The organism is Nostoc sp. (assembly GCF_036919815.1).
Lineage (GTDB): Bacteria > Cyanobacteriota > Cyanobacteriia > Cyanobacteriales > Nostocaceae > Nostoc.
On record NZ_JBALCE010000047.1, the window covers coordinates 14049 to 33299 of the forward strand.

Genomic DNA, 19251 nt, shown 5'->3' on the forward strand with positions numbered 1-19251 from the left:
AGCTAGTAATAAATATCTCCAAATTTTCTTCAATGAAATCCGCTATCTTGAGAAAAGATTTAGATTAAAAACGCAGCTTTTTAATAAACGTAGACTGTTTATTTTTCTTTTAGTGTCCCTGTTTACTACCAATGCCACCGAAAATAACAAATCCAGTTGCATGGCAGCAGGCTGAAATCCTCATGCAACCTGCTTTCATTCGCGTTATCGACAATATCCGCAAGCTGCTTGATGAATCTTCCTGGACGGGAACTTACCACGATGTCCTGATTTGGCCGGCTAGCACCACTGATGAAATTAAAGTATTGGTGACTGAACTGTTGCAAACGATGGAAACTGCAACGCCGGAAGAAGCAGATGAAATCAGAGAGACTCTTACTCGTCTGCCTGTGCCCCATCCAGGATATCATCTGCGTTTGGAGCGTCAACAGCAACAAGCGAGTATCGATTTGTGGGAACTGTGTTATCAAGTGTGTTTTCTGGAATACACCCCACAGGAGGAAGCTGCTGATATTGATACTAGTTTAATTGATGAACTGGGTGAAGTTGATTGGTTGCATTTAGATGCTAAGACAAAGGAGTTAGTTGAGCAAGCGTTTGCTAAATTGCCAGAGGGTCAGCATAGTCACGACCTTTGAAGATGAAGGAGGCAATGTCAGTATCAATAAGCAGAAGAGCCAAGCCAGTGCGTTGGGGAGGCAGCGCGGGAACAGGGGGTTTCCCCCATGAGTGACTGCCGTCGGCTCCGCCGACTTGAAGCACCTGGCGCGCGAATTCCAGTTGCCCGGTGCAATAAGCAAACATACTATAATTTATGAAAAGTGTAATTTATATTACTTCTAAAGACCTAAAATTGCAGAGGTATCACTGGTGTCGCTCAAGGTATTCTGTTCCTACTCTCATAACGACGAACCCCTAAAGAATGAACTAGCTAAATACCTGACTATGTTGGAACGGCAAGGTGTAATTTCAACTTGGTGCGATCGCAGTTGGTTAATAGAAAGTGCGTTAGCGTTCGCGCAGCGTTCCGTAGGAAAGCTCACCGTTGGCGTAGCCTCTCGTAGAGAAGGTATCGTCACAATCTCCTAAATGAGACTAAAATAGATAGTAAAATAACAGTTATTATCAACTATGTCAACTACTATTATTGATATTGGCACTCTCATTACCCGCCACCCTGGAATTCATGGGGGCTGTCCGATTATTGCTGGAACTGATGTCACAGTGCGACGAATTGCCATCTGGTATAAGCAAGGTTTGAGAGCAGAAGAGATTGCTGCACGAATTGGGCATTTAAGCATTGCACAAGTTTATGCGGCATTAACTTACTATCATATAAATCGAGAAGAAATTGATAATGATATTGCTGAAGAACAAGCAGAAGCTGACCGGATAGAATCATTACATAGAGCAAGCAGACAGTCGTGAGTCGAATTCGTTTGTATATGGATGAGGATTCTGGTGATACTGCATTGGTGTTAGCTCTGAAAAATCGGGATGTAGATGTCATCACGACTCTAAGTGTTAACAGATTGAGCTTTCCTGATGAAGAACAATTAATCTGGGCAAGGTCGCAAGGTCGCGTTTTGTATAGTTCTAACATTCGAGATTTTTATAGTTTACACACAGCTTTCTTGACTCAAGAACAACCTCACTCAGGAATGATTTTAGTACAGCAGCAACTTTACTAAATCGGAGAACTGATGCGTGGTATTTTGAGATTAGTTGCAGCTAAGTCAGCAGAGTCAATGGAAAACCAAGTAGAGTTTCTTAGGACTTGGATAGGGGAATAAACGTAATATCATAGCCAATTACTCACAATCTCTGCATACTTTGAATAGTCAGCGCGATGTCTACGACGAGCTACGCCTACGCACTTTCAATTTTGCTAACTTACCCTTAATACCCATTGAACCCCACCCCACCAAAGCTGCGCTTATCCTCTTTTCTATGGTGTACGTGTACACACAAGTCTAAAACTCCACCTGAAACTTGGTTTCGTTGCCCTAACCTTTAAATTATAAGGATAAGTGGAGTTTCAAGTCACCCAAAATTATGGTATTTATGGGGCTAGAACAGTTGAAGCCTATACGGACAATACTAGTATGTACACCGTAGCCTTACTAAAGAGAGGGATTAAAGTCAGGAATTTGTGTTCAATGGGATATGATATTAGGCAAGTTTACCTTGTGGAAAACTTGTGGAAAAACTCAAATACTTTTCCACAAGGTAATTATACTTAATTAAGTTTTCCGAGAAAATATGAAGTTTTCCACAGTTTTTTCCCCAAAAAGTAATGTATTTTCGCTAATCTAAGTTAAATTTAATCAATTTTTATAGGTTACTTAATATTCTCGACTAATTATTCAACTGTCAAAGCTAATAATCAGATTGCTGGTTGTGGAAAACTTAAATCCATCTTCAGGATGGTTTTTGGGAACGGCTAGTCATATTGATGCGATCGCTCAGTTGGCGTAGTGTTTGTGCTAAAGTGCGATCGCTATCCTGAAGTTGAGTAATTTTGTCACAACTGTAGATTACCGTTGTATGGTCTTTACCACCAAACTCCTCGCCAATTCTCGGCAAACTTAGAGCCGTGTGTTGGCGCATTAGATACATTCCTATTTGACGCGCCCAGCTAATCTCTCTTCGCCGCGAGTTACTTTTGAGGTCATCTATAGAAAGATCAAAATTATCCGCTATAACCTTTAAAATTGCTTCTGGGGTAGCTGCCATTTTTTCATTAGGGGGTTCTAAAACTGGTGTGATATTTTCCACAGTCATCGGTAAGCCCCAAATAGAAACATAAGCCACTGCTCGAATTAAAGCTCCTTCTAATTCTCGAATATTAGAAGTATAGTTAGAAGCAATATACTCAATCACATCGCGGGGAAGAGAAATATTTTCATACTCGGCTTTTTTCTGCAAAATTGCCATTCTCGTTTCTAAATCTGGCTTTTGGATATCTGCGATTAAGCCCATAGAAAACCGAGAACAAAGACGTTCTTGTAAGCTAGGAATCTGGTTAGGAGGACGGTCGGAAGCAATGATAACTTGTTTACCAGCTTCATGTAAAGTATTAAAAGTATAAAAAAATTCTTCTTGGGTGTATTCCTTCCCTTCAAGAAACTGAATATCATCAACTAATAAAACATCAGCAGCACGGTAATGTTCTCGAAAACTTTGCATACTATCCTTACGAATCGCTGTAATTAAATCATTAGTAAACTGCTCAGTAGAAACATAAAATATTTTACAATCTGGAGAAATTTTCCAGCGATAATGACCAATAGCTTGCATAAGATGAGTTTTACCTAAACCTACGCCACCACATAAAAATAAAGGATTAAACTCTTTACCTGGAGATTCTGCAACTGCTAAAGAAGCAGCGTGAGCCATCCGATTGTTGGCACCAACTACAAACCGCGAAAAGATATATTTAGAGTTTAATTCAGTAGTTTTTTGATTGTGATTAGGAATACTTTCCGAAATCCGGCTGGGATGTGGTGATTCCCAAGAAACTTCTCGTTCACTAAAATGAGAAACTTCATCACCTTCAGCAACGGTAATGTAAATTCCTACAGGATGACCGAGAATATCTTGTACTACATGAGCAATGGTATTGATGTAATACTTCTGTAACCAATTACGAGCAAATGGGTTAGGAGTGCGGATAACTAAGCAATTATTTTCTAATCGCTCTGCACTAGCAGTTTTGATCCAAGTTTCAAAGGTAGGTTGGGATAGTTCAAGCTGTAGGCGCTCTAGTACCTGACTCCACAAACTTTCTATGGGAATTTCCATTATCCACCACCTTTGCTGCTAATCGTCACAATAGAAGATGAAAGCACCAATTTAGCATTGAGATACGCTAGACCTAGAATAAGCTTTAAGTTTTGACATACTCCTCGGCGTAAACGCACGAGGATTCTAATTCATGGTTCACAGAAATCCGCTTGCTATATCAGGTTTCCCATCAATAGTATTGGTGGTCTTCTCCCCATGCTTTCCCTCAATAGAGGCAGATCCTTCTTGCCCAGAAGTACTGTTTTGCCACTGTATCCCTAACATTTTCATTCCCTTTTTAAGGATATTAGTTGCGGCATTTGTATCCCGACAAATTTCTATCCCACAGTTAGAACATGAATGAGTTCGGGTGCTAAGTGACTTTTTTGCTCTATGTCCACAATGGCTACAGTCCTGAGATGTATAAGCGGGCGTTACCGCTACTACTGCTTTATCCCAGATTTTCCCATAGTAGTCTAACCATTGAGTGAACTGATACCAACTAGCGTCAGAAATCGACTTAGCCAAATGGTGATTTTTGACCATGTTCGCAATCTTCAAATCTTCATAGACGACGACATCGTTAGATGCCACTACGCATCGGGCTTGCTTTGTAGCCCAATCTTTACGCTGTCTTTGGATTTTTAGATGAACTCTACCTAATCGTTTCCGCGACTTATGATAATTGATTGACTGAGGTTTTTTACCTAAAACAAACTTTTTACTTAACCGCTTCTGAGCTTTTTTAAGTCGACCTTCTGACTTTCTCAAAAATTGGGGATAAATTACAGCATTATCATTTTGGTCTTTGGTGAAATATTTTAACCCCAAGTCCAATCCAACAACGTTGCCTGTATATACCCCCTCTTCCTTGCGTTCGGCATCAAAGCAGAATTGCACATGATATCCATCTGCCTTGCGTACCACGCGGACACGGTTGATTTTAAGTCGATGAAGGTCAACGCGCATTTCCTGATTGCAGAATACAGATAAAGAACCAATTTTGAAGCCATCTGTGAAAGTAATAATTTTGCAATCATCAGATAGTTTCCAACCTGACACTTTATACTCTACTGAACGAGAATGCTTTTTAAATTTAGGATAACCTGTCTTGAAAAACCGCTCCACTTGGGGAGACCCCAAGTCCGCGTTTTTCGCTTTATTTTTCTCCTGCTTTTTACAACGCTTATAGAAACTAGAGATAGCAGCCCAAGCTCTTTCGGCACTGGCTTGACGCGCAGCAGAATTTAACTTCAAAGCAAAGTCAAATTCCGAGGCTAAGTCTTTGCACAGCTTATATAAGTCAGCTTTACCAACCCCTTGATTATCCATCCAATAACGAACTGCTTTATTTCTAATAAATTGGGCAGCGCGAATAGCATTATCAAGAGCTTGGTATTGCTCCTTAGTCCCCTTTAGTAGCTTGGCTTCTCTTACTATCATTTGTATATTTTATCATAGAATATTGCAGATAAAACAATATAATAGAATATAAAGCGGTCCTAGAAGTGCGTAGCTCTAGACCCAATTTTTCGGTAATCATTTTGGGACATACTCGGTAGGCAAGATCCTAACACCCACTGACTGACACGGAGAAGCAACGACACATGAAGACAACAAACCATCACTCAGCGCCCAAAAAGCCCAAAAGGATTAATACCAGGGGTTTACCCCAGGGGTTGTGGATGCTCTCATCTGGGGTAGCAGTGGTGTTCTTGGGGAGCTGCTCTCTTCTACCTGCTAAGACGTTTGAGACTCAACAAAGTGAGACTCAAGCCCAAAAGACAATAGAACCCAATCCGGTAGTTTTCCCCCCGCGAATTATCTCTTCGTCTGGAGATCCTAATTTTGTGGTGAAAGTCGTGCAACAAGTGGGGCCTGCGGTAGTTCGCATTGATTCTTCCCGAACAATCACTTCTCGCGGACCAGACGAATTTAACAGCGATCCATTTTTCCGGCGGTTTTTTGGAGACAATGCGCCACAGTCTAGACAACGGGTAGAGCGGGGTAGTGGCTCTGGATTTATCATTAATTCATCAGGTCAAATTGTGACGAATTCCCATGTGGTAGACGGTGCTGATAGAGTTACTGTCACACTCAAAGATGGCCGGACTTTTGATGGTAAAGTTTTGGGTGAAGATCCGGTAACGGATGTGGCTACGATCAAAATTGACGCTAATAATCTGCCAACTCTATCTGTGGGTAACTCCGATACCTTGCAACCAGGAGAGGCGGTAATTGCGATCGGTAATCCGTTAGGCTTGAATAATACCGTTACTTCTGGGATTATTAGTGCAACAGGTCGTTCTAGTAGTGATATCGGTGCTAGTGATAAGCGGGTTGATTACATTCAAACTGATGCTGCGATTAACCCTGGTAACTCCGGTGGTCCACTGTTAAATACCCGTGGCCAAGTGATTGCGATGAATACAGCGATTATCCAAGGCGCTCAAGGTTTGGGATTTGCGATTCCCATTAATACAGTGCAAAAAATTGCCCAAGAATTAATTGCTACAGGCAAAGTGGATCATCCTTATTTGGGTGTTCAGATGGTGACATTGACACCAGAAAATAAAGAAAGAATAAAAAATATCGTCGGCGATCGCTTCAATCTTACAGCAGATCAGGGCGTTTTGCTGGTTGATATTGTGCCGCGATCGCCTGCATCTGCGGCTGAATTACGAGCTGGTGATGTGATTAAAAGGATTAATAATCAGCCTGTTACTAAAATTGAAGACGTACAAAAGCTAGTAGAAAATAGCAAAATCGGTACTAAGTTACCAATAGAAGTGGAACGCAATCGGCAAATTGTGAAAGTAGATATCCAACCTGCTGCTTTGCCCATGAGACGTGAAGAGTAAAGTTAGGAGTTATAACAGAGGCGATTAATCGCCTCTGTTATTAAAAATTTACCGATTCCCATTCGGCTACGCTCACGGCAAGCCCAATCCCATTCGGCTAGGCTCACGGCAAGCCCACTCCCCATTATTTAAAAGAGTTTTATCATGACTGAATTACCGCCAATCATTCAATTAGGCAATCCAACATTGCGGCAAAAATCTGCTTGGGTTGAGAATATTCAAGATGAACATATCCAAAAATTAATTGAAGACTTAATCGCCACTGTTACCAAGGCTAACGGTGTGGGAATTGCTGCGCCTCAAGTAGCACAATCTTATCGTTTATTTATTGTGGCTTCCCATCCTAATGCTAGGTATCCCAACGCCCCGGAAATGGAACCTACTGCTATGATTAATCCCAAAATTATTGGTCATTCAACTGAAGTTGTCAAAGATTGGGAAGGTTGTTTAAGTGTTCCAGGAATTAGGGGGTTAGTTCCTCGATATCAAGCTATTGAAGTGGAATACACTGACTATCAAGGCAATTTACAAAAGCAAGAATTAACCGATTTTATCGCTCGGATTTTTCAACACGAATATGATCATCTCGATGGTATCGTATTTGTAGATCGTCTAGAGAACACTCTCGATATGATCACTGAGCAGGAATATCAAGAACGAATCGTTAAACATTAGACATCTCCGAAAATCAATTAAGACCCCTCTCCAAACCTCTCCCCGTTGGCGTCAGCCTGCCGTTAGGCAAGCGGAGAGAGGCTTAATTACCATAAATGGGAGTGGGGAGTAGTGTATAGCAATCTGGAATCGTTCGTGAGAAACAAGATCCCTGACTTCTCAAAGAAGTCGGGGATCTCCGGGTTGCAATGACTGTGGGAATCGCCTTAAGCGGGTGATTCGCAAACTCGCTCGTCTCGCCACAATTGATATAGCCGTGTTGCTGGCATTGTCATATACAAAACATCCCCAGGACTGAGGTTAGCTTCTAATAAATCCCAGCCGTGAAGGGTTTGGTGATTTTTTTCTACATATAAAGGTATACACTCAGCAGACATAGCTACATCTTTTACCCACTTACCACAAAAGCCATGTGAAGGTGTAATCACAGTCGCAAAGGCCACCCAAAGACTATCTGCTGCGATGCCATTGCCAAGGATGCGTCCCCCCAGTGCAGCAGCAGCAAAAGCTGGGGCTGCTAGTTCAGCCGAACTCAGTACGGCCTCGAAGCCAAATAGCTGTTGCGCTATGCTAGCAAAATCGGGATCGGCATAATGAACAATCACCGGAATGCTAGGTGTCAAGCCTTTGGCTTTGAGAGCAATTTCCAGATTGGTAGCATCATTGCTAGTAACAGCAAGCACGGCGGCGGCAGAGTCTATATTGCTGGCTTTAAGTATTGTGCGAAAGCTGGCATCACCCTGAATTACAGGAATACCTAGTTCGCGGGCGGTGTTGATATATTTGTTGTTGGAGTCGGGTTCAACTACGACAACTTCATGTCCACTGGCATGGAGTTGCTGGACAATTCTCACCCCAATACCACTCAAGCCACAGACAATGTAGTGCGATCGCTGCGGAATTCGGGCTGCATCCCAAAATTGCTTAAAGCGGCTTCCTAAGACAAAATCGGTGAGCATTGCATACCAAATACCAATCACCACTGCTCCCACCAGCATCATTACAACGGTAAATAACTTAATACTGTTAGGAGCATTTTCTACTACTTTGTCATTACCACCCGCTCCAGTAATCATGCCTACAGAGAAATATAGAGCATCAACAGGAGACACACTCAACTCAGCCGACATATAGGTGAATGTCGCAATCCCAATAACGGTCAATAGTACGATCGCACCCACCAATACCGATCGCCCGTGTTGCTGAAACTGCCTAATATTAGTCAGGACTTTCAGCAGTTTTTTAATTAATGATCTCCGAGGAGAACGGATGCGAGGTTGTGTACCAACAATTAAGCGATCGCCTACTTGTATCTCTTGTCCAGATATCACAGCTGAGACTAAATCCATCTCACCTTCGGCTGGCAAGTAATAAATCAGCATCCGCGATCGATCTGACCACAATTCACTCAGCTTTCGACCCTTCCAGAAGTGGTTTTCATCAATGTATTCTTCGTGAATTGGCCAAATTTGCTGAAATAATTTGATTTGTCCGATCGCTTGGTTTCCCAGTGCTGCAAAGGTGAATACGGGTGCTGCTAATCCCACAACACTCAGACTCAAGTGGTCTGACAGACTTTGATCTAGGCGCTCCCCTAAATTTGTATTATAAAAACGGTTGATAATCCGAATCTGGGGATTCAGCACTCGCGCTTGCATCATAATAGACAAGTTCAGAGCATCTTTAGATCCAGCGATTACTAAAGTGTGTGCCTGTTGTATCCCTGCTGCTGTTAGGGTAGCAGCTGCTTGTAAATCGCCAACAATCACATCTCCTGTTGTTTCGCCAGGGATAGATTGGTGATGAATGCCAACAACGAAGGCTCCCTGCTGTCTCAGCAAACGAAAGGTTTTATATCCGGTACGTCCTAAGCCACAAACAATTATTCGGGGTTTCATGAAACGGCAGCATCTTTTATAGTTAGGGCTGCATTTCTAGTTATTTATGAATATTGTTGCCCATTTTTCTGGAATATAACTGTAGCTGACAACACGATTGTTTTAATTGGAGACAGGAGGCAGGAGGTATTTCTCTAGCCAGGGTTTGAACAGGCAATAAAATAAAAGAGCATCCTAATTTTTCAAAAAATCACGGGACTGATGCAAAAACCCTTTACAACTCTCTTACCTTTGCGCTCTTAGCGTTCTTAGCGGTTCGTTTCCTCATTCTCTTATTCCTATCTTCAGGCAGGATAATAGTAAATTTCAAAATTTGGGATGCTTTCATAAAATAATCTAGAAAAATATGGCAACTTTTGTAGGTTGTGATACGCTATCTGCTTGAGAAGTGTTGAGGAACCGAAAATGACTAAGCTGCGCGTGGGGTTACTGTTTGGCGGTCGTTCGGGAGAACATGAAGTTTCAATCAATTCAGCACGGGCGATCGCTAAAGCTTTAAGTGCAGAGGAAAATGCTACTAAGTACCAAATACTGCCTTTTTACATCCAAAAAGATGGACGTTGGCTAGCAGGAGAAGCACCCCAAAAGGTTTTAGCAACCGGCAGTCCGCTACTGGAATCTGAACAATCAACTTCTGAGGGAAATCTGACATCCAACCCGGAAGCCCAAACCCTGAGCAAATGGCAATCTCCCTCTCAAGTTGCCCAAGTGGATGTTTGGTTTCCGATTCTCCACGGCCCAAACGGTGAAGACGGGACAATTCAAGGGTTACTCACTTTGATGCAAGTTCCTTTTGTTGGTTCTGGGGTGTTAGGTTCGGCAATGGGGATGGATAAAATTGCGATGAAAATGGCCTTTGAGCAAGCGGGACTAGCGCAGGTAAAATATAAGGCGATCACTAGAGCGCAGGTTTGGTCTAATCCTTGTATATTTCCGAAACTCTGTGATGAAATTGAGGCAGCATTAGGCTATCCGGCTTTTGTCAAGCCTGCTAATTTGGGTTCATCCGTGGGTATTGCCAAAGTGCGATCGCGCCCAGAATTAGAAGCCGCCTTAGATAATGCTGCCAGTTATGACAGACGGTTAGTTGTAGAAGCTGGTGTTGTAGCTAGGGAAGTCGAGTGTGCCATTTTAGGTAATGATCAACCTCAAGCCTCTGTCATTGGAGAGATTACTTATGACAGCGATTTTTATGATTATGAAACTAAATATACTGAGGGTAGGGCAGATTTACTGATACCTGCACCAATTCCAGATGCGATCGCCCGTCAAATTCAGGATATGGCTTTGCAAGCTTTTGCAGCTGTTGACGCTGCGGGGTTAGCAAGGGTAGATTTTTTCTACGTGGAAGCGACAAAAGAAGTTTTGATTAACGAAATCAATACGTTACCAGGCTTTACTGCAACGAGTATGTATCCTCAACTCTGGGATCATAGTGGAGTCTCGTTTCCAGAATTAGTTGATCGCTTAATTCAACTTGCTCTAGAAAGGCATTCTCCTAGCTGACAGAGAAAATAAACGAAGTGATTTTCAGATTATTACGCTAAAAAGTCAGAATAAATACAGAATTGTGGCAAAAGTTAGCCAGATTTGGTAGCGTATATTTTACAAAAAAGCTACTTAAATCGAAAATTTTATTACGGATACCTGATGCTTCACTCCTCCAGTACAATTTATGGACTAGAGGGGTACAAATCTGAAAGTAATCATGGAAAAAAGTCAGAGTGTACAGCGCGAGCGAACCCAACCAAAAGGGGCTACTCCAGAGCTGACAAACAGGAAATCGAGACTAAGAAAAAGCTCGAATGTTCTGATATATCTGGTTGCACATCATCCTTGGCTATTATTAACTGGGTTTTTAGCCATGTTTATGGGAGGTGGTGTCTTTGCCGTGTATAGCTTAGGTAATGCTGGCCCGGTAGCACAAGAAGAACCAGAAAAAATCCCAGTTATAGTTGAAGAACCAATCAATGCGGCTTCTGAGAATAGTAATCCTACACCTTTATGGATGGTGGCTGCGATCGCCCTCAGTTGTGGTAGTGGTTGCTTGCTCATTTTCCGAATGCTGAAGTGGATGAAGCAACCGCAAAAAGTCCAAAAACAGATTAATCGCCATCAGGTACGCTTGGCACAGAGCAATTACCAAAAATTGGAACCACGTCTTCCCAAGAACCAGCCAATTTTTGTGCCACAGCAACAACTGATGCCCCTTATGCAGATGCAACCAAAAACAAAACATCTGGTGACGGTTCTACCAGCAGAACACAAGCATCACTTGGATACGCCCAAAGAACCTTTGGCAGACTTGATGGATCTTCGTAAAGATAGTTCATTATCTGCAATTTTACGTCAGTATTAATACTACTGTAAAGCAAAAACCTGTCTAAATAATACTTTTTGCAAATTAGGGCACGGTTCTACCGTGCCTTTACTAGTATCTATATTGTCCAATAACTAATGATTAAAGTGAATAAGATAGTGCGATTAATTTTGACAGCAATATTGCTGATGCTAGTGACAGCTTGTGGCAGTATTGGGCTGCTACCGACTAGCCAGTTAGTCCAAAAAGCGATCGCACTTGGGCTAGAACAAACTCAACAAAAACTTAGCCAACAGTTGGATCTAGATTTTCAAGGATTTGAAATCAAGCGGCTCTCAATTACCCAGGAACAACCCCTAACGATTGAAAATTTACCAGCTTTCCGGGTTCGGGGAACCTACGACTTAATTGTTAAGTTACCAAAACGGCGCTTGACGCAACCACAAAAACCCTTTGACGTTTACCTGCAAATTCAACAAGAAGGTAAAACTTGGCGATTGCTGCTTCCAGAAAAAGGTATTAAAGGTACTCAATCAATTTGGCGCAGTTATCTCATCCAATAGCGAGGGGGAAAGGTTTGAATTGCCTCACTCTTTTTCCAAACTACAGGTTAAATTTTGTTATCCTGTACCGTCATCTTCTGAGATAATTACGCCAATAATTGTTGTCTTTATCTTTTTTAATTTCGTTGAAAACTTCACAAAGAGCATTGAATCTTGTGAAATCATCTACTTGAAACTCTACAAAGCAGTATTCCATTATTTCTCCCTTCTTTGTGGGTAAACTTTTTCTACCTACAAAAAAATTTTGGACAACTCGTATATCTGGTTCCACTGTCTCTGCAAGGCATAACGATCTGACTTTTCCCGTCAAGTCGTAAAAGGTTGAAATAGTAAGGGTTTTAAACTTAGATATATTATCAATACGTGAGAGTTAATGACAATAAGCGACCAGAGAATAGGACTTTGGGATAGCGCTTCCAGGAGCGAGCGCGTCCTCTCAAAAGATAAGGGGAAAAGTCAGATATATATTTAAGTCATGTGATTTTATACAATCCCGAAAATGCGAGCAAAAATACGAGATACAGAGATTTTCTTTGATGTGGAAGGTTCTGCATTAGTGGTGGATGGCACGAGCATCTGTTCTAAACCTGTCGCCTTTCTAATTCATGGGGGACCTGGTGCGGATCATACTTCTTTCAAACCAACCTTCTCGCCTTTAAGCCAAAAAGTACAACTAGTCTATTTTGACCATCGCGGTCAAGGAAGGTCTGCCCGTGGACCGAAAGAAACCTATACTCTAGATAATAATGTTGAAGATATGGAAGCGTTGCGCCAACACCTTGGTCTGGACAAAATTGTTGTGATTGGCGGTTCTTACGGTGGTATGGTGGCTCTAACTTATGCAGTTCGCTATCCTCAGAATGTCTCTCATCTGATTGTGATTGCCACGACAGCCCATAGTGGCTTTTTAGAACGGGCTAAGGAAATCCTAGCATCAAAGGGAACTGAGGAACAAAAAGCAAGCGCTCAACGACTTTGGGATGGAAACTTTGAACATGAGCAACAGCTAAGAGAGTATTTTCAAGTGTTGGGACCAATGTATTCGCTAAGATATGATCCCACGACGTCAGGCATTGCTTGGCAGCAGAATATTCTCTCAGTTGATGCAATTAATGTTGCTTTTGGCGGTTTCCTCCGCAACTACAATATTCTTGACCAGTTAGACAAAATTACCGCACCCACTTTAGTTATTGCAGGTCGGCATGACTGGATTTGCGCCCCAGAATTTTCTGAAGAAATTGCTCAGGCAATTCCGAATGCCGATTTGAGAATTTTTGAGAATAGCAGTCATTTGATCCGCGCAGATGAACCAGAAGCACTTTTGGATGTGATCACGGGTTTCTTGGTTTACAAACATTAGATCAATAATCGAGGTGATAGTTTCACTAAGGACAGGGCAAGATGTATATTAACTTTTTTATCAGTTCCATTGCTGGAATTGTGGTTGTGGTGCTAACGGCTTTTGGCTTACTGCAATGGTTGCACATCCCTGCTGGTAACTTTCTTGATTGGGTGATTGGTGGTGCCAGTTTTTGGTGGCTGTTGGTAATTGTTACTGTACCGTGGAATGTGCATTTTCAAGCCAAAGAAGTCTTAGCAGAAGCAGCACAATCAACTGAGAAAGGAATTCCAGTTGATGAGAAACAAGTGAAGTATGTCACACTTTTGGCAAAGCGATCGCTCTGGGTTGCCATTGCTTTACATTTATTCTCAGCCGTTGGTCTTTATACCCTCGCTGCCACTGGTATTAGTACAGTTGGGTATATAAGTTCTGGTGCAGCTTTATTATTAACAATTCTGCGTCCAGCGATTCGGGCTTATGAGTATTTATATGCACGGTTAGCGATGATTCGCCAAGAATGGAAGTATCCGCGCGAAGATATTTTTGAACTGCGCGATCGCTTCTCTATATTGGAGCAAAAAATTCAGTCATTGGAAGATCAACTCAACCCTGAACAACCCTATTCATTACCCACAACTCAACAACGCTTTGGCGAAGAGACTCGTAGAGATTTAGCGCGGATTGCAGCTAACTTGGAAGAATTACGGGCAACAAATCAAACTGAACATGAGCGTTTGGGGAGAGAAGCCAGAAATGCGATCGCGCAACTTTCCACCGACGGGCAATTTCTCGATCATGTCCGCGAAATCATTCGATTTTTTAAGACAGCTTAGTTATTACTCTAATAGCTATAGCGGTTCTCGCTTGCATAAGTAGATTAGACATCTCCAGAAATTAAATATGCGTTACCCAGAACCCTTGTTTTGATGTAGCACTGCTACGTCAAAACAATTCTTTTTCACTCTTATGTCTATTCTTCAACCTCACCACACCAGTTGCTACAACTCTGGGAAAATACACAACGCACTGCCTCCCCAACTCCTCTCTTTGCCAAGGAGAGGGGAGTGCTTAGGGACTTCCAAGAAATAAATTACCCAAATAAATGTAGACGCAGAGCGGCTTGCCGCAGGCTACCACAGAGACACAGAGACACAGAGACACAGAGGAATGAGGAGGAAGAGAGAGTTTTCGTCAGTTTTTTGAGTATTTTTTTATTTGGAAGTCCCTTATTTCAAATACAGGATGACATGACCACTGTATATGTTATAACTTTGTACGAATGATGTTTAGTGAAGCTCGCATAACTTCAGGAGTAGTCACGGTGAATCAGATACAACTGACTTTAAGTATTGGTTATCTGTTAATGACATGCTATTTTTTAAGCAATTGGTTAATATTTTTGCTACGTCATCCTGCTTCCACTCCAGAAGATAAATTTTTATCAGTTGTGATGTTTTTGGTAACAACTATCTTCTGGCCTCTGATGATTCCGATGTCTTGTTTAGAAATAGTTCAAAAAAAACGAATAGACTTTAGTAAAATGATTCCTGTTGTCTTAGCAATATTTGTATTTAGTATTTCATATTATTTAACTGAGATTGCCTACTAACTTAAATAATGCCTCTGCGATTATCCCAAATAGCACCTAACTTGATATCGAGTTTATAGGGCAAGACCTTAAATAATTCGTAATTAAGTTTTGCATTAGTGAGTATGCGTTCGCTTTTAGCGTCTCGTAAGAGAGCGTCTGGGGATTTTAACCCCACCACAAAACTTGTTGCTTGTTAGAAGCGAGGGACTTAAACCCCTCAAAAATGTTAAATTTTGTCCCACTATCTACCAAGACTATCGGTTCAACGCTTTGATTGTCTCGTTGTCATACAAGTGGAATTCTTGCTAGGCTGTGAAACTCGTTTTGGGTTGAGATGGTCGTTATCGAACTAAAAAATAACTCTAATTTTATCGGTATAACACATGATGTTATTATTTTTGTATTTTTAATTGTGCTAATACTTTTATAATTACTAAATGCCATTTTAATTTACCTTTTCTTGAAAATTATGTCACTTTATCGCGCTTATTGCGTTTGCGAGGAAGACTTTCTGAGGAAGCGATCGCCCAACTGAACCAAGCACTATTGATTCCCCTTGATCTGCCAGGGCAAGATGATGAAATACTCTTGGATGTAGATTAACCGCTCACCTCACCAGCTGCGCGGCAGAATTGAAAAATTGACGACACAATCCCTTAGTAAGTAAAACTGTTGTCAGTAAATTAGCGAAAGCAACCATAAACACAATCAAAATTTCGTAGGATACAGCATCCAGGGGTTTAACACCAGCTAATAACTGTCCGGTGGTAATTCCTGGTATTGCGACCATACCTATGAGTATCATTTGATTGAGAGTGGGAATCAATCCGGCTTTGATGGCGTCTTTACGATACTGACTAACTGCTTGCTCTGGAGTTGCACCTAAGCTCAAATGGGTTTCTATTTCGAGATGGCTGGAGTTAATAGTGTTGACAAGGCGATCGCCTGCGATCGCAGCTGCATTGGTAGCATTACCTAAAACTATACCTGCTAGGGGAATTATATAGTGTGGTTCATACCATCGCTCTGGTTGAATGATCAAAAAGTTGGTGTAAAGCACTGTTAGGGCGGTACTAATTAAAATTGCACCCCATACCAAAGGCAACAGATGAGGAATTTTTTGGCTGATGCGATTTCGTGCGACAATCGCCGTAATTGTCAGCATTATTGCTAATAGCGCCAAAACTGCCCAAGCATTGTCTAAAGCCAAGATGAAATCTAAAATGTATCCCAATACAAGAAGTTGTAAGATGGTTCTCCCAGTAGCAAGGGCTAAGTTCAACTCTAATCCTAATTTTTCCCAGGCAGATAAACCAATGGCGATCGCCATCAATCCCACAGCAATAGCTAAATCCACGAAATCCAGCTTGATTAAATCCGGCATGAGTTCTCTATCTCCTGGTATTTTCTTCTCAAAGCAGCGCACACAAGAGGAACTTTGATCCGATGTGTTGGATCTTGGTTGATATATATCACTTTCATCAATTCAAAATGGTACAACCTTAAGATGGCAAACACCTAGTATGCCTACTATCTGTAAATTAAATGTGCGGTAGTTTCCCGCCTGACAATTTAAGTAAAAACCCTAATAGATGCGTATCTTGGGCGATAGTCTTTTAGTAGCTCCTTTTTGATAAAGCAAAAATTGACTGTCGAAGTGCATCCTTTGTATCTCCCGATAAAATCAGAACTCATGATCCAAAGTGTAAATCCCATCCCTGCCTTTGATATCAAGCAGCAATACACCAGCATTGAAGCGGAAGTAAGTGCAGCCGTCTTAGAGGTTCTGGCTTCTGGCCGCTATATCGGCGGCCCCTTAGTCGAAGGCTTTGAGCAACAGTTTGCTGCTTATAATACTGTTAGTGAATGTGTGGCTTGTAATTCTGGTACTGATGCGCTCTACTTAGCGTTACGAGCCTTGGAAATTGGTGCAGGCGATGAAGTGATTACAACGCCTTTCACCTTTATTGCTACATCGGAAGTGATTAGCGCCGTCGGTGCAAAGCCTGTTTTCGTTGATATTGACGCTACTACGTTTAATTTGGATGTGGAGCAAGTAGCGGCGGCGATTACACCCAAAACCAAAGCGATTATCCCGGTTCACCTATTTGGACAACCTGTGGATATGACATCATTGATGGCGATCGCTCAGTCTCACAATTTGTCAATAATTGAAGATTGCGCTCAGTCTACAGGCGGAATTTGGGCTGATCAAAAACTTGGAAGCATTGGACATATTGGTTGCTTTAGTTTCTACCCTACCAAAAATCTTGGTGGTTGTGGCGATGGGGGAGCAATAACGACTAATGATCCAGCGATCGCCACTAAACTGCGAATACTACGGGATCATGGTAGTAAAATTCGATATTTACACGAAGAAATCGGTGTAAATAGCCGCTTAGATGCTCTCCAAGCGGCTATTTTGCAGATTAAGCTACGTTATTTAGATATTTGGAATGATCGCCGACGAGATATTGCCAATTATTACTACCAGTTCCTCAGTAAAATTCCGGGGATTATCCCCCCCCAAGAATTATCTGGGGGTATTGGGGTATGGAATCAATACACTATTCGCATCTCAGGCGAAGGGCGAAATGGTTCTAGCGCCAAATATCGAGATTGGCTGCGTAGTCAATTGCAAGAACAGGGCGTGAGTTCAATGATTTACTACCCCCACCCTTTACATTTACAGCCAGTTTATCAAAGTTTGGGTTATCAAATTGGCGACTTACCAATAGCAGAGCAAGCTTGCCATGAAGTCATATCCTTGCCTATGTTCCCAGAACTGACACAACAGCAGCAAGACCAGGTGATTTATGCTTTGAAGGATTGTTTGAGGTGAGGGGAATAGGGAGTAGGGAATAGAGAATTTCCATATTTACTACTCACCACTCCCCACTCCCTAGTTCTTACTCAGCACTCTTGCAGTCGCTAAGGCTTCTACTAAACCACGCACGGCAGCAATCATTGCGATTTCGCTATTGAGTTGGTTAATGGCGGAACCAACACCAACACCAGCCGCACCAGCAGCGATCGCTAACGGTGCGGTAACGTTAGAAATGCCTGAAGCACACAATACTGGCACTGACACCACACGGGAAATCTCAAAAGCTGCTGCCAAGGTAGGGGCAGCTTTTTCAATTAATCCTAGAGTTCCAGGGTGAACTGGATTACTGCTAGTGCCGCCTTCGGTTTGGATAATGTCCGCTCCTGCTTTCACTAGTTCTTCTGCTAGCTGTACCTGTTGATCTAGTTCCAAGATGTGGGGAACGGTGACAGATAGGGTGATTTCCGGGAAGAGAGCGCGGGTTTGCTTAGTCAGCGCTAGCACTTCTGGAGCCTCAAAGCGGCGTCCTTGAGCATAAAAGGAATCAAAATTTCCGATTTCAATTAAATCAGCACCAGCTGCCACAGCTTGCACAAATTTCTCTGGTTCTACTGCCGATACACAAATTGGTAAATTTGTCAAACTTTTAACTAGCTGGACTAAGGTTGCATCGGCGGCAATATCGACAAAAGTAGCACCGCCAAAATCAGCAGCTTTAACGGTAGCGGCGACACTAGCGGCGTCGAAGTTATTCAAGCCGGTGATCACTTTCAGAACGCGGCGGTTATTAAATGCACGTTGGAGTGTGGAATATATCGTCATGGTTGGGCTTTTGATAGCTACGAAAATTAGGTATATTCTACCGTTACTCAGTTGATGAAGGACTAAATAACTATGGTAGTTGCCAAATCTTGATAGTTTTATTCTTTTTTTGGATTTGCGATCGCGATCTTATAAAATTTTACTAGCAGGTTTTTCTGTGGATGAATTTGAAGAACCAAGAATTACCCCAGAGCGATATCATCTTGCAGAAAACGACCAGAAGCTCTTCAATTCCAAAACACGTCCCTATTCGGTAGTTTTTAAACTCCAGAAACTTAAAAGAATTTGTAATTCGTAATTATCCTAATCAAACTCTAGAGGCCACAAATCTGCAATTGGTACTTCCCATCCTGGGAGCAGTTCGGGAACTGTTAAAATATCGCCATCACGAAGTATTATTGTCTCTTGTCCAAAGTTGTAAACTTCAACAATCCGCTCATGGGGATTGAGCAAAATTCCTACCTTAGTTCCCAAACTAAAAAATTCTTGAATCTTGGCTCTCAGTTCCTCTAAATTATCGCTAGGGGACTTCACCTCTACAGTCAAATCGGGAGCCAATTGAGCAA

19 protein-coding genes are annotated in these 19251 nt (G+C 42.0%); 13 read left to right on the top strand and 6 right to left on the bottom strand.

Going from position 1 to position 19251, the window contains the following annotated elements; genetic code table 11:
- Positions 1-131 precede the first annotated feature (131 nt).
- From V7K15_RS12130 to V7K15_RS12145, 4 genes are all read left to right on the top strand, one after another.
- Entirely contained in the window at positions 132-638 is a 507-nt protein-coding gene (locus V7K15_RS12130) for a hypothetical protein (protein ID WP_334905750.1), read from the top strand.
- A 232-nt stretch (positions 639-870) separates the two neighbouring features.
- A complete protein-coding gene (locus V7K15_RS12135) occupies positions 871-1089 on the top strand; it encodes a hypothetical protein (RefSeq protein ID WP_334905751.1) in 219 nt (72 codons plus the stop codon).
- Between the two features lie 42 nt (positions 1090-1131).
- Positions 1132-1428, top strand: a complete 297-nt coding sequence (locus V7K15_RS12140) for a DUF433 domain-containing protein (protein ID WP_334905752.1) — start codon at positions 1132-1134, stop codon at positions 1426-1428.
- Positions 1425-1691 carry a DUF5615 family PIN-like protein gene (locus tag V7K15_RS12145; RefSeq protein WP_334905753.1) on the top strand — a complete coding sequence of 89 codons (267 nt, stop codon included), beginning with the start codon at positions 1425-1427 and terminating at the stop codon, positions 1689-1691. Before V7K15_RS12140 ends, V7K15_RS12145 begins: the two co-directional genes overlap by 4 nt.
- 730 nt (positions 1692-2421) lie before the next feature.
- On the opposite strand, the gene dnaA is transcribed toward V7K15_RS12145, so the two are convergent.
- A complete protein-coding gene (gene dnaA, locus V7K15_RS12150) occupies positions 2422-3804 on the bottom strand; it encodes a chromosomal replication initiator protein DnaA (protein ID WP_334905754.1) in 1383 nt (460 codons plus the stop codon).
- A 138-nt stretch (positions 3805-3942) separates the two neighbouring features.
- Positions 3943-5229, bottom strand: a complete 1287-nt coding sequence (locus V7K15_RS12155) for an RNA-guided endonuclease InsQ/TnpB family protein (RefSeq protein WP_334905755.1) — start codon at positions 5227-5229, stop codon at positions 3943-3945.
- A gap of 164 nt (positions 5230-5393) precedes the next feature.
- Here V7K15_RS12155 and V7K15_RS12160 point away from each other — a divergent pair, with 164 nt between their 5' ends.
- Positions 5394-6647: an HhoA/HhoB/HtrA family serine endopeptidase gene (locus tag V7K15_RS12160; RefSeq protein WP_334905756.1), complete on the top strand. Its 1254-nt coding sequence runs from the start codon at positions 5394-5396 to the stop codon at positions 6645-6647.
- Between the two features lie 144 nt (positions 6648-6791).
- Complete coding sequence (gene def, locus V7K15_RS12165) at positions 6792-7322, top strand: peptide deformylase (RefSeq protein WP_334905757.1); 531 nt, start codon at positions 6792-6794, stop codon at positions 7320-7322.
- A 206-nt stretch (positions 7323-7528) separates the two neighbouring features.
- Here def and V7K15_RS12170 read toward each other — a convergent pair whose 3' ends face one another.
- Positions 7529-9220: an NAD-binding protein gene (locus V7K15_RS12170; RefSeq protein ID WP_334905758.1), complete on the bottom strand. Its 1692-nt coding sequence runs from the start codon at positions 9218-9220 to the stop codon at positions 7529-7531.
- 405 nt (positions 9221-9625) lie between these two features.
- Between V7K15_RS12170 and V7K15_RS12175 the strand changes: the two genes are divergently transcribed.
- From V7K15_RS12175 to V7K15_RS12200, 6 genes are all read left to right on the top strand, one after another.
- On the top strand, positions 9626-10726 hold the full coding sequence (locus tag V7K15_RS12175; protein ID WP_334905759.1) for a D-alanine--D-alanine ligase family protein: 1101 nt from the start codon (positions 9626-9628) through the stop codon (positions 10724-10726).
- A gap of 202 nt (positions 10727-10928) precedes the next feature.
- Positions 10929-11579, top strand: a complete 651-nt coding sequence (locus V7K15_RS12180; protein WP_334905760.1) for a hypothetical protein — start codon at positions 10929-10931, stop codon at positions 11577-11579.
- A gap of 116 nt (positions 11580-11695) precedes the next feature.
- The gene (locus tag V7K15_RS12185) at positions 11696-12103 is read left to right on the top strand and encodes a hypothetical protein (RefSeq protein WP_334905775.1); all 408 of its coding nucleotides are present in this window, start codon (positions 11696-11698) and stop codon (positions 12101-12103) included.
- 499 nt (positions 12104-12602) lie between these two features.
- The gene (locus V7K15_RS12190; RefSeq protein ID WP_334905761.1) at positions 12603-13463 is read left to right on the top strand and encodes an alpha/beta fold hydrolase; all 861 of its coding nucleotides are present in this window, start codon (positions 12603-12605) and stop codon (positions 13461-13463) included.
- Between the two features lie 41 nt (positions 13464-13504).
- Positions 13505-14278, top strand: coding sequence for a hypothetical protein (locus V7K15_RS12195; RefSeq protein WP_334905762.1), 774 nt, complete (start codon positions 13505-13507; stop codon positions 14276-14278).
- A gap of 488 nt (positions 14279-14766) precedes the next feature.
- Positions 14767-15054, top strand: a complete 288-nt coding sequence (locus V7K15_RS12200; protein ID WP_334905763.1) for a hypothetical protein — start codon at positions 14767-14769, stop codon at positions 15052-15054.
- Positions 15055-15643: 589 nt separating this feature from the next.
- Here V7K15_RS12200 and V7K15_RS12205 read toward each other — a convergent pair.
- A complete protein-coding gene (locus V7K15_RS12205) occupies positions 15644-16420 on the bottom strand; it encodes an ABC transporter permease (RefSeq protein ID WP_334905764.1) in 777 nt (258 codons plus the stop codon).
- A 309-nt stretch (positions 16421-16729) separates the two neighbouring features.
- Between V7K15_RS12205 and V7K15_RS12210 the strand changes: the two genes are divergently transcribed.
- Complete coding sequence (locus V7K15_RS12210) at positions 16730-17878, top strand: DegT/DnrJ/EryC1/StrS family aminotransferase (protein WP_334905765.1); 1149 nt, start codon at positions 16730-16732, stop codon at positions 17876-17878.
- 60 nt (positions 17879-17938) lie between these two features.
- On the opposite strand, the gene V7K15_RS12215 is transcribed toward V7K15_RS12210, so the two are convergent.
- Both V7K15_RS12215 and V7K15_RS12220 read right to left on the bottom strand, forming a co-directional pair.
- Positions 17939-18685, bottom strand: a complete 747-nt coding sequence (locus tag V7K15_RS12215; RefSeq protein ID WP_334905766.1) for a DUF561 domain-containing protein — start codon at positions 18683-18685, stop codon at positions 17939-17941.
- A gap of 303 nt (positions 18686-18988) precedes the next feature.
- A complete protein-coding gene (locus V7K15_RS12220) occupies positions 18989-19243 on the bottom strand; it encodes a Uma2 family endonuclease (RefSeq protein ID WP_334905767.1) in 255 nt (84 codons plus the stop codon).
- Positions 19244-19251 lie beyond the last annotated feature (8 nt).

What these genes read in the sequence shown, in the direction of transcription:
- V7K15_RS12130 (WP_334905750.1), top strand. Translation starts at nt 132, where the DNA reads ATGCCACCGAAAATAACAAATCCAGTTGCATGGCAGCAGGCTGAAATC.
- V7K15_RS12140 (WP_334905752.1), top strand. Translation starts at nt 1,132, where the DNA reads ATGTCAACTACTATTATTGATATTGGCACTCTCATTACCCGCCACCCT.
- dnaA (WP_334905754.1), bottom strand. Translation starts at nt 3,804, where the DNA reads ATGGAAATTCCCATAGAAAGTTTGTGGAGTCAGGTACTAGAGCGCCTA.
- V7K15_RS12155 (WP_334905755.1), bottom strand. Translation starts at nt 5,229, where the DNA reads ATGATAGTAAGAGAAGCCAAGCTACTAAAGGGGACTAAGGAGCAATAC.
- V7K15_RS12160 (WP_334905756.1), top strand. Translation starts at nt 5,394, where the DNA reads ATGAAGACAACAAACCATCACTCAGCGCCCAAAAAGCCCAAAAGGATT.
- def (WP_334905757.1), top strand. Translation starts at nt 6,792, where the DNA reads ATGACTGAATTACCGCCAATCATTCAATTAGGCAATCCAACATTGCGG.
- V7K15_RS12170 (WP_334905758.1), bottom strand. Translation starts at nt 9,220, where the DNA reads ATGAAACCCCGAATAATTGTTTGTGGCTTAGGACGTACCGGATATAAA.
- V7K15_RS12175 (WP_334905759.1), top strand. Translation starts at nt 9,626, where the DNA reads ATGACTAAGCTGCGCGTGGGGTTACTGTTTGGCGGTCGTTCGGGAGAA.
- V7K15_RS12180 (WP_334905760.1), top strand. Translation starts at nt 10,929, where the DNA reads ATGGAAAAAAGTCAGAGTGTACAGCGCGAGCGAACCCAACCAAAAGGG.
- V7K15_RS12190 (WP_334905761.1), top strand. Translation starts at nt 12,603, where the DNA reads ATGCGAGCAAAAATACGAGATACAGAGATTTTCTTTGATGTGGAAGGT.
- V7K15_RS12195 (WP_334905762.1), top strand. Translation starts at nt 13,505, where the DNA reads ATGTATATTAACTTTTTTATCAGTTCCATTGCTGGAATTGTGGTTGTG.
- V7K15_RS12205 (WP_334905764.1), bottom strand. Translation starts at nt 16,420, where the DNA reads ATGCCGGATTTAATCAAGCTGGATTTCGTGGATTTAGCTATTGCTGTG.
- V7K15_RS12210 (WP_334905765.1), top strand. Translation starts at nt 16,730, where the DNA reads ATGATCCAAAGTGTAAATCCCATCCCTGCCTTTGATATCAAGCAGCAA.
- V7K15_RS12215 (WP_334905766.1), bottom strand. Translation starts at nt 18,685, where the DNA reads ATGACGATATATTCCACACTCCAACGTGCATTTAATAACCGCCGCGTT.